This is a genomic window from Planctobacterium marinum (genome assembly GCF_036322805.1).
GTDB classification, from domain to species: Bacteria; Pseudomonadota; Gammaproteobacteria; order Enterobacterales; family Alteromonadaceae; genus Planctobacterium; species Planctobacterium marinum_A.
The window spans coordinates 4,773,061-4,794,727 of sequence record NZ_AP027272.1 but is presented as its reverse complement, the minus strand read 5'-3'; the positions used below and the strand labels follow the sequence as shown (position 1 = coordinate 4,794,727).

Below are 21,667 nucleotides of genomic sequence, written 5' to 3'. Positions count from 1 at the left end.
CATGTCTGTTCCTGAAGATGACAGCTGGTGCGTGGAGCCACATCATTTCAGTAGTCGATTATTGTTAGGCACGGCGCAATACCCGTCTCCTGTAATCATGCAAAACGCATTAGCAATAGCTGAACCAGCCATGATTACGGTATCACTAAGACGTCAGGGCAGCAGCGGTAATGGCGGCGATTTTTGGGAATTGGTAAAACAAACCGGAATTCCCGTATTGCCCAATACCGCCGGATGTCGCACCGCTAAAGAAGCCATGACTATTGCGCAAATGAGCCGGGAAGTGTTTTCAACCCCCCTTATTAAACTTGAGATCACCGGTGACGATTACAATCTGCAACCGGATCCTTTTGCTTTATTGGAAGCGACGGCTGAACTGCTGCGTCAGGGGTTTACGGTATTGCCTTATAGCACTGATGATCTGGTGTTGTGTCAACGGCTGGTGGATTTAGGTTGTAAAATTGTGATGCCATGGGGCGCACCGATAGGTAGCGGTCAGGGGCTATTAAACCCTTATGCGTTAAAAACCTTACGTGCGCGATTGCCCGATACTCTGCTGATTGTGGATGCGGGGATTGGCTCACCGTCTCACGCTTGTCAGGCAATGGAAATGGGCTTTGATGCAGTGTTATTAAATAGCGCCGTAGCTCAGGCTAATCATCCCATACAGATGGCCTCCGCCTTCGCCAAGGCGGTTGCCGCCGGGCGTCAGGCATTTCTGTCTGGCACCATGCAGGTGAGGGAAACCGCCTGTCCATCTACTCCTGTTCCGGGAACCCCATTTTGGCAGCACTGCCCATGACAAAAGACAATAGCAAGTCCCATATTTGGGCCATCGGCGGTTCTGATTGCTGTGCTGGTGCGGGTATTCAAGCGGATGTTAAAGCGGCGCAAAAACTGGAGGTGTACTGCAGCACGGTAGTCACAGCGCTAACAGTACAAAATAGTCACGGTGTGCAGGCCATTAATCCCGTTTCTACCGAGGTTTTTTCTCAGCAGATAGATGCGCTGCAAAAAGATGGTTTACCCGATGTGATAAAAGTAGGGTTACTGGCCACAAAAGAGCAGGTTTTGTGCTTAACGGATTGGCTTTTTTGCCTGGCGAGGGAGTCGATAAAACCGCTAATCGTGCTTGATCCGGTTACAGTGGCTTCTGATGGTAGTCATTTAACGCTTGATGATACCCGCGAAGCGCTAAAAAGCCATCTGCTGCCTTTGGTTGATGTCGTTACGGCCAATTGGCAAGAGGCACTTTGGTTGTGCGAATGCCAAGGCAATAACCTTGATGTGGCCATGGTGCTCAAGCTTTTAGCTACTTTGCCTGTCAGGCATGTTTTACTTAAAGGCGGTCATCAACCTCAGCAGGATAAATGTGTGGATTGGTTGCTCACCGATGGGCAGCCATCGGCTCTGTCTTTACCCCATTTAGCTGACTCCCGGGCCCATGGTACTGGATGTACTTTGGCGACGGCTCTTTCTGCGGCATTGGCCAAAGGTTATCCTTTAAAAGATGCTTTTGTGCTGGCCAAAAGTCTGGTTTATCAGGGGTTATTGCAAACTCATAAGATAGGCTGTGGCGTAGCAAAGTTGGGGGTAAAGTCGCTGCAATATCGCCGTGAATGGTTTCCTGAATACCTTTCAATTTCTAAATTGCGCTGCCCCTCTGCGCCTTTTGCCTCCTGCGACACTCAGCATTTGGGTTTGTATCCCGTGGTGGATTCGATTGCCTGGTTGAAGCGTTTGTTGAATCTGGGAGTAAATACCATTCAGCTACGCATCAAACAAAGGGAAAGACAAACGCTATCCAGCCAAATACAACAGGCGAGCATGTTGGCTAAAGCGGCTGGCGCCAGGCTGTTTATTAATGATTACTGGCAATTAGCCATTGAGCACGGTTGTTATGGCGTACATCTTGGCCAGGAAGATATCGAGGACGCTGATCTTAATTTGATACAGGCCAGCGGTGTGCGCTTGGGGGTATCGACACATGGGTACTTTGAGCTGTTAAGAGCGCTGTACTTACGGCCCAGTTATATCGCCATTGGCGCGATATTTAGCACAACAACAAAAAACATGTCTGGTCAGCTGCAGGGAATAGCGAAGCTCAAGTGCCTGGTGCAATTGGCACAAGGTTATCCGCTAGTAGCCATTGGTGGCATCAATATCGACAATATTGCATCGGTGTTGTCCACTGGTGTGGGTTCTGTAGCTGTGGTGTCTGCTATTACAAAAGCGGAGCACCCTGAACAGGTGGTTTGTGCGCTGCAAGCTCAGCTGCGCTCACAGGGAGTAAGCGATGAGTAATGGCAACTCACACAGGCGTTATATCCGGCAAATGACATTATCGGAAATTGATAGTCAGGGCCAGGAGCGAATCGAAAATGCCCACGTGACAGTGGTGGGGGCAGGTGGCCTGGGGTGTGCCGCGCTGAGCTATCTGGTGGCAGCTGGGGTGGGTAAAGTATCAGTTTGGGATCCTGATGTGGTTAGCGAATCGAATTTACCCAGGCAGCTGCTTTATCGATTCGATGATCTTGGGCAAAACAAGGTTGATGTGGCGCGGCAAAGGCTCCTAGAAATAAATCCGCACAGTCGTATTGAAGCGCATCCTTGTTGTTTTGATTTTTCGAGCCAATCAGGAGACTGTGATCTATTGCTGGATTGCTCTGATAATTTTGCCACGCGTTTTGCTTTGAATCAGTGGTGTTACCAGCAAAGTGTGAGGCTGGTGGGAGCCGCTGCCACAGAACTGAGTGGTCAACTTTGGCTTTGCCATCTAAATTCGAATCAAGTACCACAAGGTTGTTATCAGTGTTTATTTGGTGACGGTAAGTTAGCCCAAGATGATTGTTTAAGTCAGGGTATTTTGGGACCAGTCGTGGGTATATTGGGTTGTATACAGGCTTCTCAGGCGTTATTGCTCTTTTCTGGAAACCATCTTTGCCATCAATTTATTCAGATCCGGGTGAGTGATTTGCACTGGCAAAAAATGCAAATTAATCCCAATCCCGACTGCCAGGTTTGTGGATGCTCTGTTCTCAGGTAAGCAGGTATTAAGGTAACTCATTTTTGGATAAGCAGGTAAGCAATCACCAGCCTTTCTTGCTATCTGTAGAGAAGTTCACACTCAGGTTAAAATATGTTTCATCCTGACGCTTTTACTCCTAAACTTAAAAGTATTCGCGTCTTAAATGATTTTCATTGTGAAAACTGTAACCTAGGAAAATGACAAGCCCTTTGTTTCAAAAATACGCTGTTGCCAGTAAACACGCCTGGATTGTGGGTGATATTCACGGGCAATACGAGCTATTGTTACAAGTCTTAAAACAAAAAGGCTTTGATCCCGGATCTGGTGACAGATTGTTTAGTGTTGGTGACTTAATCGACAGAGGACCAGACTCGCTAAAAACGTTGCAGTTACTCAATGAACCCTGGTTTTACGCAGTGATGGGGAATCACGAGCAATTACTGTTAAAAGGTCTGGCGGCGATGCAAGGTGAGGGGAGTGTCGCGGATATTCTTAATTGGCAATCCTTTAATGGTGGGGATTGGTATCAACCTAAATCTGATACCGCGTTGCAGGTAGCTGCGCTGCTAGAAAAAGTACGAACGCTGCCTATTGCTATCGAATTGGAAACCGAGTCTGGAAGAGTGGGAATAGTACACGCTGCGGTGCCGGACAATATCTGGCTGGATATCAATTTGTTATCTCATGCTGATTCACAAAAATACATTTTATGGAATCGCGACAATGGCTTGAAAGCGCGTTCTTTTGAGCAAGGTGAATTACCTTCGAATGATGGAAACCTTCATCGGGTGGAGGGTATTGACAAGTTAGTGGTGGGCCATACCATCATGAATTGTGGCCATCCGGTTCTGTTAGGCAATACCCTGTATCTGGATGTGGGTGCAGCCAATGGCGTAGCGCCTGCAGTGATTTCCGCCAGCGACTTGCTAGCCTTAAATCGGCAAGGTCGGCAGGTTTCCTGAGATTGAGCGAGCTAAGGTAGCTTGCTTTGCACTTTATTGCGGCCTGCCTGTTTGGCTTGATACAGCGCCTCATCTGCAATTGCCACTAAATCCAATAACTCTTTGTTACCGTCGCTGTAAGTTACACCAAAACTGGATGTAATGCCCAGTCGCTCACCTTCCACGTCTAAAGTGGTTTTCTCCATTTTTCTACGCAAGCGTTCGGCAATTTCTTGTGCTATCTGAAAAGACGCTCCGGGTAATAACAAGATAAACTCCTCACCACCCCAACGGGCAGCGACATCATTGGTACGAACGGCGTCCCTTAGCATGTCGCTCACTTGTTGGATCACCACATCGCCAATATTGTGGCCGTAGTTATCGTTAATCGATTTAAAGTGGTCGATATCCAGCACTATCAAACTAAGGGGCATCTGCCGTTTTTTGAGTCGTTCAAATCGGCGTTCCACATAGCGCCTGTTAGGGAGTTGAGAAAGGTGGTCGATATTGGCTTGCTGGGCAATTTTGCGACTGACATAACGACTTAAGGTAAATACAGCGAGGATAAACAAAACGATGAGCATCAATATCGCCAGGAAGTTGCTCAAAAACAGCTGACTAATGCGATCCATTTTACCTTGCAGTGGCAACAACAAAATCATACGCCAATTGAGGCTTTGCAAACGCACTTCAGAAAGCAAAAAACTTTGTTGGTTTTCTTCAATTAACAAGCTATTCAGGGTGTTGTTCGCTTTATCTGATACTTGTTCATACCAGCTGAGAGATTCAAGTTGTAATATATTCTCACGCTGATGCATTAGTGCCGTTCTGGAAGATAACATGATCTGATTTTTTTCGTTGACGAAAATAAAGTCGTAACCATGTTCTGCTTTGAATTGTTCGAATTGCCGCAAGAAATGCTGCATGCTTTTGCCGACACCGACGATACCCAGGAACTTATGTTGTTCATCGTAAACTTTAAAATCGAAAAACAAATGCACGTTGTTCACATCACCCAGATCGGCCATAAAGTCTTGTTCTAGCGCTAATGCCTCGAAGTACCAGGCTACCTTACCCTCGATAAGCTCAATCTCTCTGCCGTTGGACAAGTATTGTTTGCGTTTTTTTTCACTTGCGGCAAAGAACACCAAATCGAACTTATCCTCATAGCTTTTTAGAGCGGCGACAAGCTGTTGAGCGTCGAGCGTTTCTTCTTCAAGGAATGGGGTGAATTCGCCGCTTTTATAGATGGTTTCCGCGATATGTAAGGGCTTCAACAGTTCCTCCACTATTAAGGAAAAAACTGGAGAAATGGACTCTTGTTGAATTTTGCTGTGCTCCATAAACAGCTTGTTTATGGTGGACCAGGCCGTCCACGTCACCACAACCACAAAGGCGAGCATGGTAACAAAAAACAGCTGTCGCAGAGACGCGAATGAATTCAAATGAAGTCCGCTGAGATTGTCTGACTTGGTCAAAGTTTAGACTGCTACAGGGACTGACGCAAAAAACATAACTCGGCTTTTGATTGCAGGTGAGTTTGTATCCTATACAATACTGCCAGTTTCAAAGATAAGGATAAGTTATGTCAGTTTCAGCTGTAGTGTTAGCCGCAGGTAAAGGCACACGTATGAAGTCTAGTCTTCCCAAAGTATTGCATCCTGTAGCCGGCAAACCCATGGTACAGCACATTCTGGATACGTTGGGTGAGGTGGGTGTTCAATCTGTGAATCTGATTTATGGTCATGGTGCTGAGCAATTACAAAGTGCTTTGGTAAATAATCAATTGAACTGGTGTTTACAGGCAGAGCAGTTGGGCACAGGGCATGCTGTTATGCAGGCGTTACCTAATATTCAGGAGCAAGACGATGTCCTGATTTTGGTGGGTGATGCACCACTTATAAAATCCAATACACTGCAAACTATGATTTCTGCTAAGCAACATTCTGATTTGGTGTTATTAACTGTAGTGGTTGATGATCCGACAGGTATGGGGCGCATCATTCGCGAAGGTGAACAAGTAAAAGCCATTGTTGAACACAAAGATGCCAGCGATGCACAGCGACAGATCAATGAGATCAACACGGGGATTATGATGATGGGCGGTGCCGACCTGAAGCGTTGGTTAGGGGCGCTTAAGAACGACAATGCTCAACAGGAATACTATCTGACAGATATTATCGAAATGGCTGCTACAGAAGGCAAGTTGATAAGAGCGGCTCAAGCGAGCTCTGACATTGAAGTGGAAGGAATTAACAATCGCGTGCAACTGGCCAAGATTGAACGAGCTTATCAACTGCAGCAGGCTGAAAATCTGATGTTAAATGGCGTGTCGCTAGCTGACCCCTCTCGACTGGATATCCGTGGGGAAGTGAGCACGGGCTCTGATGTCAGCATCGACGTCAATGTGGTATTGGAAGGTAAAGTAGAGATTGGTAGTAAGGTGAAAATCGGAGCTAACTGCATATTGAAAGATTGCGTAATCGCTGATGGGGCAGTGATTGAACCCTTTTCCACCGTTGAAGAGGCGAGTGTAGGTGCCGAATGCACAGTAGGGCCTTATGCGCGTTTACGTCCGGGTTCTGTCATGAAAACGAAATCAAAAGTCGGTAATTTCGTAGAGATGAAAAAAACCGAATTAGGTGAAGGTGCTAAGGCAAATCACCTGACCTATTTAGGCGATGCTATTGTCGGAGCTGGCGCTAACATTGGCGCAGGCACCATTACCTGTAATTACGATGGTGTGAATAAGTTCAAAACCGAAATTGGTGCTGGGGCATTCGTTGGGTCCAACAGCTCGCTTGTTGCGCCAGTAACTATTGGCAACAACAGCACAGTTGGTGCGGGTTCGGTGGTCACCAAAGCGGTGGAAGATGACCAATTGGCGATTGCTCGAGGCAAACAACGCAATATTGCCGAGTGGCAACGACCTCAGAAGAAGTAAAATAAGTAAATATGAATGCACTTTCGAAACAGCTAACCGCTGAGTTCTTGGGTACCTTATTATTAGTGTGCACTGTGGTGGGGTCTGGCATCATGGCCGAACGGCTTTCTGATGGTAATGTCGCCATTGCATTGTTGGGCAATACCATACCGACAGGCGCCATACTCTATGTGTTGATCACTGTTCTAGGTCCTGTTTCCGGTGCTCATTTCAATCCAGCCGTTTCGATTGTGTTTCGTTTGAAAGGTGAATTGAGCAACCTTTTATTGGTGTTATTCATTGCGACACAGATTTTCGGTGGGGTTATGGGGACGATAGTGGCTCACCTGATGTTTGACCTGCCAGCACTGGAAATGGGCATCAAAGCCCGCACTGGCGTATCACAATGGTTTGCCGAAGCAGTTGCGACATTTGGTCTGGTGGCTACTATCTTAGGTTTTATTAAATTTAATAAAAACGCAGTGGCAATGGGGGTTGGCCTTTACATCACCGCGGCCTACTGGTTTACCGCGTCTACCAGCTTTGCTAACCCTGCCGTCACTGTCGCTCGAAGCTTTACCACCAGTTTCTCCGGTATTGATCCTGCTCATGTTACCGGTTTTGTTGTGGCCCAGGTGGCAGGTGCAATACTTGCCTTAGTGCTGTTCAATTGGCTTCTGTCGGAACAAAACTCCCCTGACACACAAAAATAAACACTTGCCTTAAGTTTCGTTATGAATTATAAAGTTTCAAATTGAAACTTAAGTTCATAATTGAATCCAGGGAAGGCTAATTGAAACGCAATACCCAGCAACGTAGACGTCAGATTGTCTCCATTTTGGAACTTCATGGAGAACAGTCTGTGGAGTCTTTGGCCAATCAGTTTACAACTTCTGAAGTGACAATTCGAAAAGATTTGGCTGCGCTTGAACAGAACGGCTTGGTGCTGCGCCGTCATGGCGGTGCTATTCTGGCACCCGGCGAAAGCAAAGAAATAATCGAAAAAGTTTCGAAGCGAAAGATGTCTATCGCGCAAGCGGCTGCAGCGTTAATTAAAGACCATGATCGTATCCTTATTGATTCTGGTAATACCACCCACGCAATGGTTTCTTTTTTGAAAGCAAAGCGGGGTTTGGTAGTAATGACCAATTCACTGAGTACGGCCCAGGATGTATTGGATTTGGAGCCGGAGCCTACCCTGCTAATGACAGGAGGAACCTGGGATGTGCACAGCCAGTCATTTCAGGGCGCTATGGCTGAACAAATGGTATCTTCCTATAATTTTGATTTGGCTTTTGTGGGTGCTTCAGGTCTTGATTTGTCCAGAGGCACTACCACTTTCAACGAACTAACTCAATTAACCTTGGCCATGACCAAAGTTGCCAGAAAAACCGTAGTGCTTGCTGAGTCTGAGAAGTTTCAGCGCAAGATGCCTAACTTAGAACTTTCATGGCAACAGATCACGACCTTGATAACCGATGACCAAATCAGTGAGTCTGCCCATAAGACCCTCACTGATATGGGCATTGCGGTAGAAATAGTAACAATTTAAACCACTTAATTGACGAGAGATTAAACTATGTGCGGAATAGTAGGCGCCATTGCAGAAAGGAATGTCGTTCCCATTTTATTGGAAGGTTTGCAGCGACTGGAGTATCGAGGTTATGACTCAGCGGGTGTAGCCGTTGTAGACGAGCAAATGCAGTTGGCTCGAGTGCGGCGCGTAGGCAAGGTAAAAGCTTTGCAGGATGCAATTTCAGAGTCGCCAGTGAAAGGGGTTATAGGTATTGCCCATACCCGTTGGGCCACCCATGGTGGAGTAACCGAAAAGAACGCTCATCCACACTTTTCGACCGGCCGAATTGCAGTTGTACACAACGGCATTATTGAAAACTTTGAGAAGCTATCAAGCCAGTTGAGTCTTGCGGGATATAATTACGAGAGCCAGACCGATACAGAGACAATCGCTCACACTATCCACCAGAAAATGATGGTGAGCAGTGATTTGCTGAAAGCCGTGCAGGAAAGCGTAAAAGGGTTCCACGGTGCTTACGGTACAGTAGTAATGGATCAAGAAGACCCCAATAAACTGGTAGTGGCTCGATCTGGCAGTCCACTGGTAATTGGTTTAGGTATCGGAGAAAATTTCATTGCCTCTGATCAATTAGCACTGTTACCGGTAACCCGTCGTTTTATCTTCCTTGAAGAAGGTGACGTTGCTGAGGTTTCCCGCACAGAGGTACGTATTTTTGATAAAGCCGGTAATCCGGTAAAACGCAAAGTGCACGACTCTGAAATCGAACACGATGCCGGTGATAAAGGTGGCTACCGCCACTACATGTTAAAAGAAATTTATGAGCAACCCATTGTTACCCGCAATGCGCTGGAAGGTCGTTTATTGGAAAGCGATATTGCACCAGGTGTTTTTGGTGAGCGTGCCGATGAGGTTTTACAGAAAGTAAAACACGTACAGATAGTCGCTTGCGGCACCAGCTATCACGCTGGTTTGGTGGCACGCTATTGGCTCGAAGCGCTGGCTAACGTTTCTTGTAACGTAGAAATTGCCTCTGAGTTCCGTTATCGCAAATCCCATGTGCATGAAAATAGTTTGTTATTAACTATTTCTCAGTCAGGTGAAACTGCCGACACTTTGGCGGCGTTGCGCTTATCAAAGGAATTGGGCTACCTCACCAGTTTAACTATCTGTAACGTGCCCGGCTCTTCTATGGTGCGGGAATCTGACCTGTCTTACATGACGAAAGCCGGTGCTGAGATAGGCGTTGCTTCCACCAAAGCCTTTACCACCCAGTTAACTGCCTTGTTATTGTTTACTTTGAAGCTTGGCCAGTTAAATGGTTTATCTGTTAGCAAACAAAAAGCCATCGTGCAGGCCCTGCACACATTGCCCAGCAAGTTAGAAGAGGTCATGAACCTGGATGAGATTATCGAAAAACTCGCACCTGAGTTCGCCAATAAACATCACTCTTTGTTCCTTGGACGCGGTGAGCATTACCCCATTGCGATGGAAGGTGCCCTGAAACTTAAAGAGATTTCCTATATTCACGCAGAAGCTTACGCCTCAGGTGAACTAAAACACGGTCCGTTGGCCCTTATCGATGATGAGATGCCGGTGATTGTTGTAGCGCCTAACGATGAATTATTGGAAAAGCTCAAATCCAACGTGGCTGAAGTACGCGCCCGTGGTGGTATTATGTATGTGTTTGCCGACAAAGATGCCCACTTCGAAAGTGACGACACCATGCGAGTGATAAACGTCCCTCACGTGGATGAGATCATCGCACCTTTGGTATACACAGTACCGCTGCAGTTATTGTCCTACCATGTAGCCATTATCAAAGGCACGGACGTAGACCAGCCCAGAAACCTGGCCAAGTCAGTAACCGTAGAATAAAAAAAGGCCGAAAGGCCTTTTTTTTGTGAGAGAGTAATAAAGGTTATACAAAAAAACAGTTCGATATTGGGTGTATTAAGAGCTCTCACGTATCCACTTTAACCTACATAAATTGGTACAATTTGTTGCACAAGCAGACGAGAAAGTAAAAGATGATGAGCGTAGGCTCTCAATACTTTCTGAATCAGTTAAACAGGCACAAGGATACCGATTGACAAACTTCGCAACAGATCCCTGGCAAACACGACACATCCCGCTGTTTTTGGGAGTAGTGTTGGGTTTTTTGGGCAGTATATTCTTTCTCAGTGGCGACCAATACGGGCAGGTGAATATCCTGGTTTTGTTGGGGCTGTTTGTGGGAGTGCCGGTATTGGGTGGGCTGCTATCTCTATTGCCGCTAGTCAATTTGGAGCCGCCTGCGGTTCATCAATTCAAAGCACGGCTTTTCACGTTCTGGGGACGCCCGATTCATCATAACGATGAGCGTTTAGACAAACTCAGCGTGCTTTATCACGGTCAGTATGTTGGTGTTGGATTTGGGCTAGGCAGTTTACTGGCGCTGCTGTTGCTTCTGGTTTTTACCGATATGCATTTTGTATGGCGAAGCACCTTGTTAACGCCGCAGCTGTTGTTACCGGTATTGCAAGTACTGTCGTTGCCATGGTTTTTTTGGCAATCAGCACAACCCACAATGGAATTATTAACAGCGACACAGGATTCGCGTTTGACAGTCGATGCTGCCAGAGCCCTGGATTTCAAAAAATGGTGGCCATTTGTGATGGCCTGTCAGCTTTGTTATGGCTTTATTCTGCGTTTGGTGATGATGGCGATTATTCGTTGGCGTATCGCTGCAGTAATTAAGATGAGCAATAAGCGTGAAGCAAAGCGACATCGCCATGTAGCCACAACGAAGTCCTTTTCAAATACCACCAACCAGTTGCCTGATAAAGTGGTAGTTTTGAACTGGGCAAGCTTTGCAGATGCCACGTTAACGCAACTCAATGACGTTATTAAAAAGCATCCTGTGATCACTGCAGGCCCTTTTTCGTCGAAGCAATCGAGCCTGGATACATCAAGCCATTATCTGGTATTGGTGAAAGCCTGGGAGCCGCCATTGCAGGAGTTAAAGGATTATTTGCAACACTGCAAAGGAGTGATCTATCCGGTGGAACTACAACGGGAAAAGGTGAGCAAGCCCAAGCCTCATCACCTGCAAGAATGGCAACGATTTACCGAGACGCTGCAGGATTGGGCGGTATACGTTGAGGAGGAAACATTGTGACTAATCCATCATTCCCCAGGTTTACTGTTGTGGGGCACCCCAACAAGGGCAAATCGAGTATTGTCTCAACCCTCACCCAGACCGACCAAATTGATATTAGTCAGCAAAGCGGCACTACTGAAAACGCCACCGAATACGAGATAGCCATGCCAGGCAGCAAGGTTGTTTTGGTAGATACGCCGGGGTTTCAACGACCCTCAAGCGCCCTGGATTGGCTCAAATCCCACGTAAAGGATGCCAGTCAACGAAAAAGTGCGGTTGAGCAGTTCGTTGCCTCCACTGAATGTGCAACTCGCTTTCCCGATGAGGTGAAGCTATTACGGCCCATCATGTCAGGCTCTGCCATTATTTATGTGGTGGATGGCTCACGCCCCTATGGACCAGAGTATGAGTTTGAAATGGAAATTCTGCGCTGGAGCGGTCAACCCAGAATGGCCATTATCAATCCGATTGAAAACAGCGATTATGTTGAGCAATGGCAAGATGCGCTGCATCAGTATTTTAACTCCGTTAAAGTATTCAACCCCATCACCGCTGAATTTGAAAAGCAGCAGGAATTATTTAGAAGCTTTGCTCATCTCAATGAGAAATGGCAGGCACAGCTCAATCGTTTTTGTGATGACTTAGGTGCCTTGAGACAGAAGCAGTTTGAGCAGTCGGTGATGATATTAGAGCAGCTGTTGAAGGATGTTTGCCGCTATTCAGTCTCCCAAAAAGTATTGTCAAAATCCCAGGCACAGTTGTTATCAGACCCGTTAAAACGCCAGTATGAACATTGGGTACAGCAACGCGAGCAGCAGGCGTTTGGCGAGTTATTACAAGTATTCAAGCATCAAACAACCTCGCTTGAGAGTGAGGAGCTAATGTTTCCGCCAGATTTGTTCGACACCGAACAGTGGTACCTCTGGGGCTTGAATAAGCGCCAGCTCATCGTTGCCGCCAGTCTCACTGGTGCAATGGGAGGAGCTTCTTTGGATATCTTTACCGGTGGAAGTACCTTGCTTGTGGGTACGTTGGGAGGTGGCACTGTGGGTGCGGCGAGCGCCGTATTGTTTCCCAAAAAAATAGCCAAGATAAAGGTGAAAGGCGTCTCTTCAGGTGGCTGGACAGCGGCCTATGGACCGATTCAAAATCAAAACTTCCCTTACGTCATTATGGGGCGATTTATTTATTTTTACCGACAGGTGTGTAACTTGAGTCATGCTAATCGCAAAACCCTTAATGTGTCATCCCAGGACCTTCAGGCATCTTTAGGTAGCATGGCAAAAGATCAGAAAAAAGCGTTAAATGTTGCTTTGCATGGATTGATTAGACAGCGCCAGCCGAAAAATCTCCGAGCGCTGTTAGCTGAGGTTATACAGTTACTACCAGAGGCAATATCTGAGCAAGCTAAAACTTAATATTTTTCGGCTATTTTACGGTTTACTCAGAGCTTAAGTATCGCCGCCAAATCTCGCGCAAAACCTCGCGCACTTTGTTCATCAATGTGTTGAATGCTAACCCGTAAGGCATTGGATTTTGCGGCTATGTCAAAACTGTGCCCCGGTCGCACCAGCCAGCCTTTACGTGCTAATTCATAGGTAATACTTTGGCAATCTCTGCCTAGCGGCACCCAGACATTCAAACCGTCTTTAATCGCGCCTGTTTGGATGTTGTGTTCAGCCAGTGCGTTAAGCAAGGTTTCACGTCTTTGTGCGCATTGCTGTTTCGATGATTGCAAAAATGAAGTGAATTGTTCATGGGTCAAACAGGTCATCACTAAAGATTGCAATACCCGGCTAACCCAGGACATGCCGGGGGCAAGACGAGTATTGATACGCTTAATGGATTCGGGATCGGCGGCCACAAACGCCATGCGCAGATCCGGCCCTAGTCCTTTGGATACCGAGCGAAATACGGCCCAATGGTTGCTGGTGTTTGGTATCACAGAGTGGTGCGGGGTAGCCGCCATCAGAGCAAAATGGTCATCTTCCATCACCAGCACGCCCGGATAATCTTTCAGTACGGCTTTGAGTGCTGCAGCGCGTTCCTCGGATATGCAAACCCCTGTGGGATTGTGGGCTCTTGGGGTAAACAATACGGCGCGTGCACCTTGTTGTAACTTTTCTTGCAGTGTATCGGGTCGCATGCCCTGGTCATCCACTGCGGCGCCCATGACCTGCATGCCCGCCAGGCGAATGGCATTGGCCGAGCTGATATAGCAGGGATCTTCCACCACCACTTTATCCCCCGGCACCAGGTGGGCGCTTAGTAATCTCTCCAGGGTATCAATGGCACCATTGCACAATGTAATGGCAAAATCAGCAGGGCAACTGCCTGCAAACCAGCTATGTGCATAGTCTTGTAACTGCTCAAGAATGGTGGCCTCACCATACAAGTATTGGTTTATGGTGGATAAACGAGCGACGTCATTCAGGTTCGGTAACCAATCTCTGGATGGACTGCCATCGGCAAGGTCGAACAAGGCGGTGTCGCTTTTACCTTCCTGCTCTCCGGCATCCGGTGTTTGACATATCCGCGTTCCCAGTCTGCCTTGGGTAATGGCGATGCCCGCCTGTGTCAGGCGTTGGTAAGCCGCGGATACCGTATTGCGATTAACGCCTAATTGCTCTGCCAGTTCCCTGACAGAGGGTAGGCTATCGCCCGATTTGAGCTCACCCTTGTGACTTAATTCTCGAACGGATTCGAAAATACTTTGCGCTGAATCGCCTGAAATCTTGACTTTCATTTATTGTCCTATGACAATGTTTTGTATGTTCCAGGACAAAGCCTGGGCTGGCGTGTGGGTTGCCCCATTTATATATTCCATTCTATCTAACAGGAGTTTAAATGTTTACTGGTCTGTCGGCATTTCCTTTAACCCCGTTTAAAAATACTTCACTGACAGGTGAATGTATCGATTTTCGCGCCTTTGAACGACTGATTAAGCGTTTAACAGACGCCAGAGTGGATTCAATCTGTGCGATGGGTTCAACGGGTTTGTATTCTTATCTTTCTCTGGAACAAAAGCGCTCGGTGGCTAAGGCTACAGTGGAGCTGGCTGGTGATATTCCGGTTATGGCCGGCATTGGTGCCTTGCGCACTGCTGACGTGCTTAAGAATGCACAAGCGATGCAGCAAGCGGGGGTAAAGGCGGTCTTGCTGGCACCTGTTTCCTATCACCCACTGCAAGAGCATGAGGTTTATGCATTGTATGAAACCGTCTGTAACAACCTGTCTGTGCCTCTTTGTGTGTATGAAAATCCTGGAGTAACGCAATTTTCTTTTAGTGATGATTTGTATCAGGCAGTTGCCCGATTACCCAATGTGGCTGCAGTTAAAATTCCGGGTACGCCATTTGTGGATGAATCGGGTAGTGAACGACTACAAACGTTGCGCACTTTGCTACCAGAAGGGACTGCAATTGGTGTCAGTGGCGATAAGTTTGGTACTGCGGGCATGGCGGCAGGTTGTGACCTGTGGTTATCCGTTGTGGGGGGATTGTTCCCAAAAACAGTGCTTCGCCTGATATCTTCGGTGAATGCCAACAATAGCGCTGAAGCCCAGTTAAAGTCGCAGCAACTGCAAGGCTTGTGGTCGTTATTTGTGAAGAACAAGGGCGGAATGCGCGTAATGGCCACGGCCGCGGCAATTTTAGGGATATGCGAGGGGAATTGTTTACCTGCACCGCTGCAAACCCTGGGGAAGCAGGATCGCACAGAGCTTGAACAGCTTTTAAAACAACTGGCGTTGGACTGATCACATCATGGGTTATGGGGAAGCAGAGCCAACAGCCAGACTGCTATCGGGTAGCTTAGCTCGTTATGTGATTGCAGCCATATTGGCTCGCATGGCGACGGGCGGCTCTGCGGTGGCCATTATTCTGCTGGCGCGATCTTATGGGGAGCAGGGCATGATGGCCGGAGCGATGGCTGCATGTTTGACTGCTCCTCATCTTTTAGGCCCTGTTTATGGCAAAAGCATCGAAAAATCCTCCAGGCCTTTACATATCATCGCGCTGGCCTGTGTGCTATTTAGTGGCGGTTTTCAGTTGGCCATTTGGGGGTTTGAGTGGCAGTGGCCTGGACTTGTTTTCCTGGCTTTATTAGTCTGCGGTTGTTGCAGCTCTTTTTTAATGGGAGGACTGAGCACCCAATTATTAGCACTTGTCGATAATCAAGTTACTGTCAGGCGACGGGCACAAAGCTGGGATACGCTCAGCTATGGTATCGGCCTTACGTTGGGGCCTTTCTTTATCGCGTTACTAACCGCCCACTATCCTTATCAGCTGGTTATCGGTGTCATCATGGCTCTGCCATTGGCGACAGCCATTATCATATTGCGATTATCCCGCAGCACAAAGGTGGTGGATAAGCATGGAGTTGAGCATCCAGGAATCCGTCAAATTCTGAGTATCGTGTTTTCTTCAGGCCCCCTTAAACGCACGTTATTGATGACCTCTTCGGCGGCATTTTGTGTTGCAGCTCTACCCATAGTTGCTATTTATTTTGCCGCCTCCTGGCAGCAAAGTCAGACCAGCGGTGCCTATCTGGTAACTTTTTATGGTGTGGGGTGCATTTTAGGCGGGCTCTTAATCATGCTCAAACCCTTGAGAGATGAAGCCACGGCCTTGTTATTCAAAGTGGGCGTCATGTTGTTGATAACCTTGCTGGTGGTGGGATTAAGTCAAAACTTCACCTGGGCTGTGGTGGGCTATTTACTGTGTGGTGTTGTAAACTCGATATTTTTTGCGGTTACTCTGGCAGCGCGCAGTGAGTATTCTCCGGAGAAAGGCGCGGCACAAATCTACATGTGGGTAGCAGCGGCTAAAATAGGTGCGGCGTCGCTGGGCACGCTTGTGGCGGGTATTTTGGTGGATAAAGCAATATACCTTCCTCTTATTATGGCAATCGTTGTATTAACACTTTCGCTGGTATTGTGTTTTGGGCGACAGAGTCAACGTCGACAGAACCATACAGCTACAATTGGCAAATGACGACTTTCTTGTTTAAATACTCCTTTCTTTTAAACGGAATTAACCTCATGAAATCATTAATCTTCGCCGGCCTTTTGGCGTTTTCGGCATCGGTTTTTGCCAGCCCTGCGCCGCTGGTATCCACCGCAAATCAGGCAGCCTATTGGCAAAATCTGAGTGCTTTGTGCGGCAAGGCGTTTGAGGGAGAGATAGTCAAAGAGACTGAAGATGACGGCTTTGGCGTTGGACAGAAGCTGGTCATGCATGTGCGCTATTGCAGTGATACGGAGATCCAAATCCCGTTTCACATAGGTGAAGATGCCTCTCGCACCTGGATTATCACTAATACTGGCGCGGGACTAATGTTAAAACACGACCATCGCAACAAAGATGGTAGCTATCATGTGTCTACTATGTATGGTGGCCATACGGTGGATAGCGGTTGGCCCCAACTGCAATCTTTCCCGGCTGATGCCTATTCTAAAGAGCTTTTCGTTAAACAGGGGATCCCGGCTTCTGTTGATAACACCTGGCAGATGATGATTTATCCACAAACCTTCAGTTACCGACTGATAAGACCAGCGCGTGAATTTCAGGTGGATTTTGATTTAACCAAGCCAGTAGAGCCGCCCGAAGCCCCGTGGGGATACGGCGAGCAATAATCATTGCTTTACCCCTGTCTATTTCTGTCACAGTGATTCGTTACTATACTAGAGTGAGTTGCGCTTTGTTGTACTACAAAAAGTAACACGCTCTGGTTAATTAGTAACAACAGGTTACAGATTGCTTTTCACATACGCTGCAAGCCAGCGTAGAATGGCGCCTCTGGAAGTTTTCCTGCCCTTTAGCAAGCACAAACAATGAATTATCAAGGAGATAGCGCGTGAGGACCTCATTACATCGTCACCTGGTTACAGGACTAATTACAGGGAGTCTGATCATCTTCAGTACGCTATCCAACGCGCAGTTTGGTCCTACGCCCGTAAACGTTGAAGCCGCACAGCAGAGAATGCTGGCGCCCCTGAGCTCCGTATCCGGGGCAATCGTCAGCCAAAATGACTCACAGGTGGCCGCACGGGTTGCCGGGCAACTTATCGAAGTAGCCAAGGTGGGGACAAAAGTCAGTGTGGGCGATACCTTCGCCGTGATACGCGACCCTTCCTTGGTGTTTCGTCATGCCGAGCAATCGGCCCGATTAAAATCTTCTCAAGCGAATCTGGCCTTCCTCAATAGTGAAGTAAAACGGCTTCGCTCGCTGGCAGAGCGAGATTTAAGCTCTAAAACAGAGCTGGATCGCACTCTGGCTTCCCGTGATCAGGCCGAAGCAGAAGTGGAAGAAAACAAAGCCTTATTGGATGGCATTGAGTTAAGTCAGTCCTATCAAAACATGCAGGCCCCCTTCGATGGCATCATAATGGAACGTCTGGCGGATGTGGGTGAATTAGTGGCACCAGGCACGGCAGTGGTGCGTTTAGTACAAACAACTGACCTTGAAGTCAGTGCTCGTGTTCCTGTGGCGTCTCTGGCTCATGTGGTACCGGGTAAAACTATCAGCTTTACTTCGTCTGTAGGTACAGGAAACGCCATTGTGCGCACGGCTGTGCCAGTGGCAGACAATCGCACCCGCCTGGTGGAAGTACGCGCCGAAGTGGTGGAAGATAAGTGGCCAGTGGGACTGGACGTTACGGTAAAAGTGCCTTCAGGAGCGGAAAAAGAAGTCTTGGCAGTGCGCCGGGACGCATTAGTTCTGCGTCGCGATGGTGCCCGTGTGTTTCGCATTGGCGCTGAAGACAAAGCCGAGCAAGTGATGGTACAAACCGGTATTGCAACTGAACAATGGATAGAGATAAGCGGTGACGTTCAGCCAGGCGATAAGATAGTTATTCGCGGCGCTGAACGCTTGCAACCAGGACAACAAGTCATGGTGCGAGATAACAATGCGAGTTTGATTAGCCAATGAAATTAACAGCAGCCTCACTCCATAATCCTACTGCCGTTGTGGTAGGGATATTACTGATACTCTTATTTGGCGTGTTGAGCTTAACGCGTCTGCCTATTCAATTGACTCCTGATGTGGAACAGCCACAGATTGTTATTAATACCAGCTGGCGTGCGTCGGCCCCGGAAGAGATTGAGTCGGAGATCATTGAGCCCCAGGAAGATGTGCTCAAGAGTCTGCAGGGCGTGGTAACCATGGAGTCCAATGCCTCGCAAGGTAATGGCACCATTGTGCTGCGCTATAAAACCGGTACCGATCTGAATCGCGCATTGATTGATGTTATGAATGCCCTTAATCAGGTGCCTTTTTATCCTCCCGATGCCAACGAGCCAATCTTGGCGGTGGGCGGTGATTCGGTTTTTGATGCGATTGCCTGGTTTGGTTTGCACGTATTGCCCGGTAACGACAGGCCCATCGAAAGCTATCAGGATTTTGTGGAAGATGTGATTCAATCGCGACTCGAGCGGGTACCTGGCGTTTCCCAAACCAATGCCTTTGGTGGCTTACCCACTGAGGTTAGGGTGACTTTCGATCCTTATAAAGTCGCTGCTCTGGGGCTAAACATTCCTGAAATCGCCGCCAAGGTAGGTGGTAATACCGATTCCTCTGGTGGTTTTAAAAACGTTGGTCGACGTAAATACACCCTGCGTTTTGATGGTAAGTACGATATTCCAGATTTGGAAGGCATGATCCTGGAGTGGCGGGACGATACCCCGATTTTACTGCGTGATGTGGCCAGGGTTGAGGCTATGCTGGGCGAGCGCTTTGGGGTACTTACGTTAGACGGTGTACCAGCTATTGCCATGAACGCTCAAGCGGAAGTGGGCGTAAATGTCATGGAGGTAGATGAAGGGCTTAAAAAGGTCTTGAGAGAACTCAATGAGGGTCCGCTTGCTCGTGCAGGTCTGGAAATGGTGCAGATGTACGACCAAACCATCTATATCGAAGACTCCATGGCCTTGGTGCGCAATAACCTGTTGCTGGGTTTTATCCTGGCAGTGTCTATCTTATGGTGGTTTTTGCGCAAGTTCAAAGCCACATTAGCGGTGGCCTTGTCCATTCCCATCTCGTTAACCGTTACCTTTGTTGCTCTGGATGTGATGGGGCGTAGTCTGAATATTATCTCCATGGCGGGGCTGGCGTTTGCCGTGGGTATGGTATTGGATGCGGCCATTGTGGTTTTAGAAAATATCGTGCGAATGCGGGAGCACGGTGCTAAAACCGGTGATGCCGCATTTAAAGGTACCACTCAGGTGTGGGGTGCATTATTGGCCTCCACCACAACGACTGTCGCTATCTTTTTACCAATTGCTTTTTTGGAAGATGTGGCAGGACAATTGTTTGCCGACCTGGCCATTGCAATTTCTGTGGCGGTGGTGGCGTCTTTGCTGGTGGCGGTATCGGTGATCCCGGCGGCCTCTACCAAGCTGCTTAAAACTATTAATTCTGAAGATCCCCACGACCATTGGTGGGATAACATCACCAAAGGCGTAATGCGCATTACCGGTACTAATCGCAAGCGTTTTGGCTGGGTATTTGGCTTGTTGGGCTTTGCCATTGTGGCCAGTTACCTGTTGTTTCCGAAAATGGATTATCTGCCCAAAGGCAATGAGAATCAGTTTGGTGCCTTCATGTTGCCACCTCCAGGACTCAGTATCGAAGCGGGCAAACACGAAATGGTAGATGTTATCAATGAGCGCATGGATCCTTATCTCACTGGCGAAAAAGAACCTAAGGTAGCCCATGACTGGTTAGGGATATTTGGTACCTTTGGTTTTATGGGGGGACGTGCAGAAGATCCTGACGACATCCAGGAGTTGCTGGGCATTCTAAACTCAGAAATACTGTCAGGTTTCCCGGATACCATTGCTTTCGCACAGCAATCGCAAATCTTTCAGGGGTTAGGCGGTGGCCGTCGCATCGACATTGATATTCAGGCCAACGATGAAGAGCAATTGCTCAACGCCGCTCGCGTGGGCTTTGGTGCTGTTATGCAGGCATTGCCCGGCGCGCAAGCGCAACCCGTGCCAGGGTTGAATCTGGCGGAACCCGAGCTGCGCTTATTGCCATACGAGCGCAAACTAGCGGAATCTGGCTGGAGCCGTAAGGAAATGTCGCAAATAAGCCGCTCCTTGGGGAATGGGCTTTATGTGGGTGACTATTTTGATGGCCAAAAACGCCTGGATATTTTCTTGCGGGCTGAAGAATGGAGTACCCCGGAAGAGTTAGCCTCTATGCCCCTGTTCACGCCAACCGGTGGGGTGCAGCCGGTGGGAGCGTTAGCGGAAGTAACCCGTACTGCAGGTCCCGGTCAAATTCGTCGCGTCGACAGAAAACGCACAATTACCTTACAGGTAACACCGCCGGATGACTTGTCGCTGGAAGAGGCCATTGCCACTTTGAAAGCTGAGGTGGACGACAAAGTCTTAACGCTATTAGGGGATGAAGGTGCCGTGACCTATCGCGGTACTGCAGAAGCCCTTACCGAAGCCATAAAGAACATGAGCCAGAGTTTCTTGTTGGCGTTGGTTATCTTGTATTTATTAATGTCAGCTTTGTTCCGCTCCTTCAAAGACAGTTTGCTGGTGGTGATGACCATCCCGCTGGCCACGGTGGGTGGAATTGCGTCGCTACGCTTGACGGATCTGTTAACAGGCTTCCAGCCACTGGACTTACTCACCATGATTGGCTTTATCATCTTGTTAGGGTTGGTGGTGAATAACGCCATCCTGCTGGTCTATCAAACCCGTGTTGCTGAGCGGGAGGGGATGGCCAGAGTGGCAGCGGTGGAACAGGCAGTGCGTTTGCGCTTGCGTCCTATTTTGATGAGTACACTCACCAGTTTATTTGGCATGTTGCCGCTGCTGCTTATACCAGGAGCGGGTGCCGAACTGTATCGCGGTATTGCTGCGGTAATTGTGGGCGGTATGAGTGTTAGCACCTTCTTTACTCTGATCTTTTTGCCCAGCTTGTTGCAGTTGGGCAAAAGCAAAACAGAACAACAAAGCGTCACCAGCGCTGAGCCTGCTACCGCATCCTGATTGTTTTTAATCGGCTCGCTCGATACGTCGAGCGAGCTTTTATGATCCAGATCAAACTTTGTGAGACTTTGCTCACTCTGGCATTGA

General features: G+C 48.0%; 17 protein-coding genes. 15 read left to right on the top strand and 2 right to left on the bottom strand.

Annotated features, from left to right (window positions below):
• The first annotated feature begins 1 nt into the window (after nt 1).
• The 4 genes from AABA75_RS21035 (at nt 2) to AABA75_RS21020 (ending at nt 3,990) form a co-directional block, all read left to right on the top strand.
• Nucleotides 2-802, top strand: a complete 801-nt coding sequence (locus AABA75_RS21035; RefSeq protein WP_338294703.1) for a thiazole synthase — start codon at nt 2-4, stop codon at nt 800-802.
• Entirely contained in the window at nt 784-2,304 is a 1,521-nt protein-coding gene (thiE, locus tag AABA75_RS21030; protein ID WP_338294702.1) for a thiamine phosphate synthase, read from the top strand. Before AABA75_RS21035 ends, thiE begins: the two co-directional genes overlap by 19 nt.
• Nucleotides 2,297-3,046: a HesA/MoeB/ThiF family protein gene (locus AABA75_RS21025; protein WP_338294701.1), complete on the top strand. Its 750-nt coding sequence runs from the start codon at nt 2,297-2,299 to the stop codon at nt 3,044-3,046. The genes thiE and AABA75_RS21025 overlap by 8 nt, the downstream gene beginning before the upstream one ends.
• Nucleotides 3,047-3,225: 179 nt before the next feature.
• The gene (locus AABA75_RS21020) at nt 3,226-3,990 is read left to right on the top strand and encodes a metallophosphoesterase (RefSeq protein WP_338294700.1); all 765 of its coding nucleotides are present in this window, start codon (nt 3,226-3,228) and stop codon (nt 3,988-3,990) included.
• 11 nt (nt 3,991-4,001) lie between these two features.
• On the opposite strand, the gene AABA75_RS21015 is transcribed toward AABA75_RS21020, so the two are convergent.
• Complete coding sequence (locus tag AABA75_RS21015; protein WP_338294699.1) at nt 4,002-5,414, bottom strand: sensor domain-containing diguanylate cyclase; 1,413 nt, start codon at nt 5,412-5,414, stop codon at nt 4,002-4,004.
• A gap of 140 nt (nt 5,415-5,554) precedes the next feature.
• Between AABA75_RS21015 and glmU the strand changes: the two genes are divergently transcribed.
• The 6 genes from glmU to AABA75_RS20985 all read left to right on the top strand — a co-directional run bounded on the left by glmU (nt 5,555) and on the right by AABA75_RS20985 (nt 12,986).
• Nucleotides 5,555-6,913 (top strand): bifunctional UDP-N-acetylglucosamine diphosphorylase/glucosamine-1-phosphate N-acetyltransferase GlmU, encoded by a 1,359-nt coding sequence (gene glmU, locus AABA75_RS21010; protein WP_338294698.1) that lies wholly within the window; start codon nt 5,555-5,557, stop codon nt 6,911-6,913.
• 11 nt (nt 6,914-6,924) lie between these two features.
• The gene (locus AABA75_RS21005) at nt 6,925-7,605 is read left to right on the top strand and encodes an aquaporin (protein WP_338294697.1); all 681 of its coding nucleotides are present in this window, start codon (nt 6,925-6,927) and stop codon (nt 7,603-7,605) included.
• Nucleotides 7,606-7,685: 80 nt separating this feature from the next.
• The gene (locus tag AABA75_RS21000; RefSeq protein ID WP_338294696.1) at nt 7,686-8,444 is read left to right on the top strand and encodes a DeoR/GlpR family DNA-binding transcription regulator; all 759 of its coding nucleotides are present in this window, start codon (nt 7,686-7,688) and stop codon (nt 8,442-8,444) included.
• 27 nt (nt 8,445-8,471) lie between these two features.
• Nucleotides 8,472-10,304, top strand: a complete 1,833-nt coding sequence (gene glmS / locus AABA75_RS20995) for a glutamine--fructose-6-phosphate transaminase (isomerizing) (RefSeq protein ID WP_338294695.1) — start codon at nt 8,472-8,474, stop codon at nt 10,302-10,304.
• A 211-nt stretch (nt 10,305-10,515) separates the two neighbouring features.
• Nucleotides 10,516-11,586: a DUF2868 domain-containing protein gene (locus AABA75_RS20990; protein WP_338294694.1), complete on the top strand. Its 1,071-nt coding sequence runs from the start codon at nt 10,516-10,518 to the stop codon at nt 11,584-11,586.
• Complete coding sequence (locus AABA75_RS20985; RefSeq protein ID WP_338294693.1) at nt 11,583-12,986, top strand: GTPase/DUF3482 domain-containing protein; 1,404 nt, start codon at nt 11,583-11,585, stop codon at nt 12,984-12,986. Before AABA75_RS20990 ends, AABA75_RS20985 begins: the two co-directional genes overlap by 4 nt.
• Before the next feature lie 26 nt (nt 12,987-13,012).
• Here AABA75_RS20985 and AABA75_RS20980 read toward each other — a convergent pair whose 3' ends face one another.
• A complete protein-coding gene (locus AABA75_RS20980; RefSeq protein ID WP_338294692.1) occupies nt 13,013-14,314 on the bottom strand; it encodes an aminotransferase class I/II-fold pyridoxal phosphate-dependent enzyme in 1,302 nt (433 codons plus the stop codon).
• 101 nt (nt 14,315-14,415) lie between these two features.
• Here AABA75_RS20980 and AABA75_RS20975 point away from each other — a divergent pair, with 101 nt between their 5' ends.
• The 5 genes from AABA75_RS20975 (at nt 14,416) to AABA75_RS20955 (ending at nt 21,580) form a co-directional block, all read left to right on the top strand.
• Nucleotides 14,416-15,324, top strand: a complete 909-nt coding sequence (locus tag AABA75_RS20975) for a dihydrodipicolinate synthase family protein (protein ID WP_338294691.1) — start codon at nt 14,416-14,418, stop codon at nt 15,322-15,324.
• A gap of 7 nt (nt 15,325-15,331) precedes the next feature.
• A complete protein-coding gene (locus tag AABA75_RS20970; RefSeq protein ID WP_338294690.1) occupies nt 15,332-16,561 on the top strand; it encodes an MFS transporter in 1,230 nt (409 codons plus the stop codon).
• 47 nt (nt 16,562-16,608) lie between these two features.
• Complete coding sequence (locus AABA75_RS20965; RefSeq protein WP_338294689.1) at nt 16,609-17,202, top strand: hypothetical protein; 594 nt, start codon at nt 16,609-16,611, stop codon at nt 17,200-17,202.
• A 221-nt stretch (nt 17,203-17,423) separates the two neighbouring features.
• On the top strand, nt 17,424-18,500 hold the full coding sequence (locus tag AABA75_RS20960) for an efflux RND transporter periplasmic adaptor subunit (protein ID WP_338294688.1): 1,077 nt from the start codon (nt 17,424-17,426) through the stop codon (nt 18,498-18,500).
• Nucleotides 18,497-21,580 carry an efflux RND transporter permease subunit gene (locus tag AABA75_RS20955; RefSeq protein WP_338294687.1) on the top strand — a complete coding sequence of 1,028 codons (3,084 nt, stop codon included), beginning with the start codon at nt 18,497-18,499 and terminating at the stop codon, nt 21,578-21,580. Before AABA75_RS20960 ends, AABA75_RS20955 begins: the two co-directional genes overlap by 4 nt.
• The last annotated feature ends 87 nt before the right edge of the window (nt 21,581-21,667 follow it).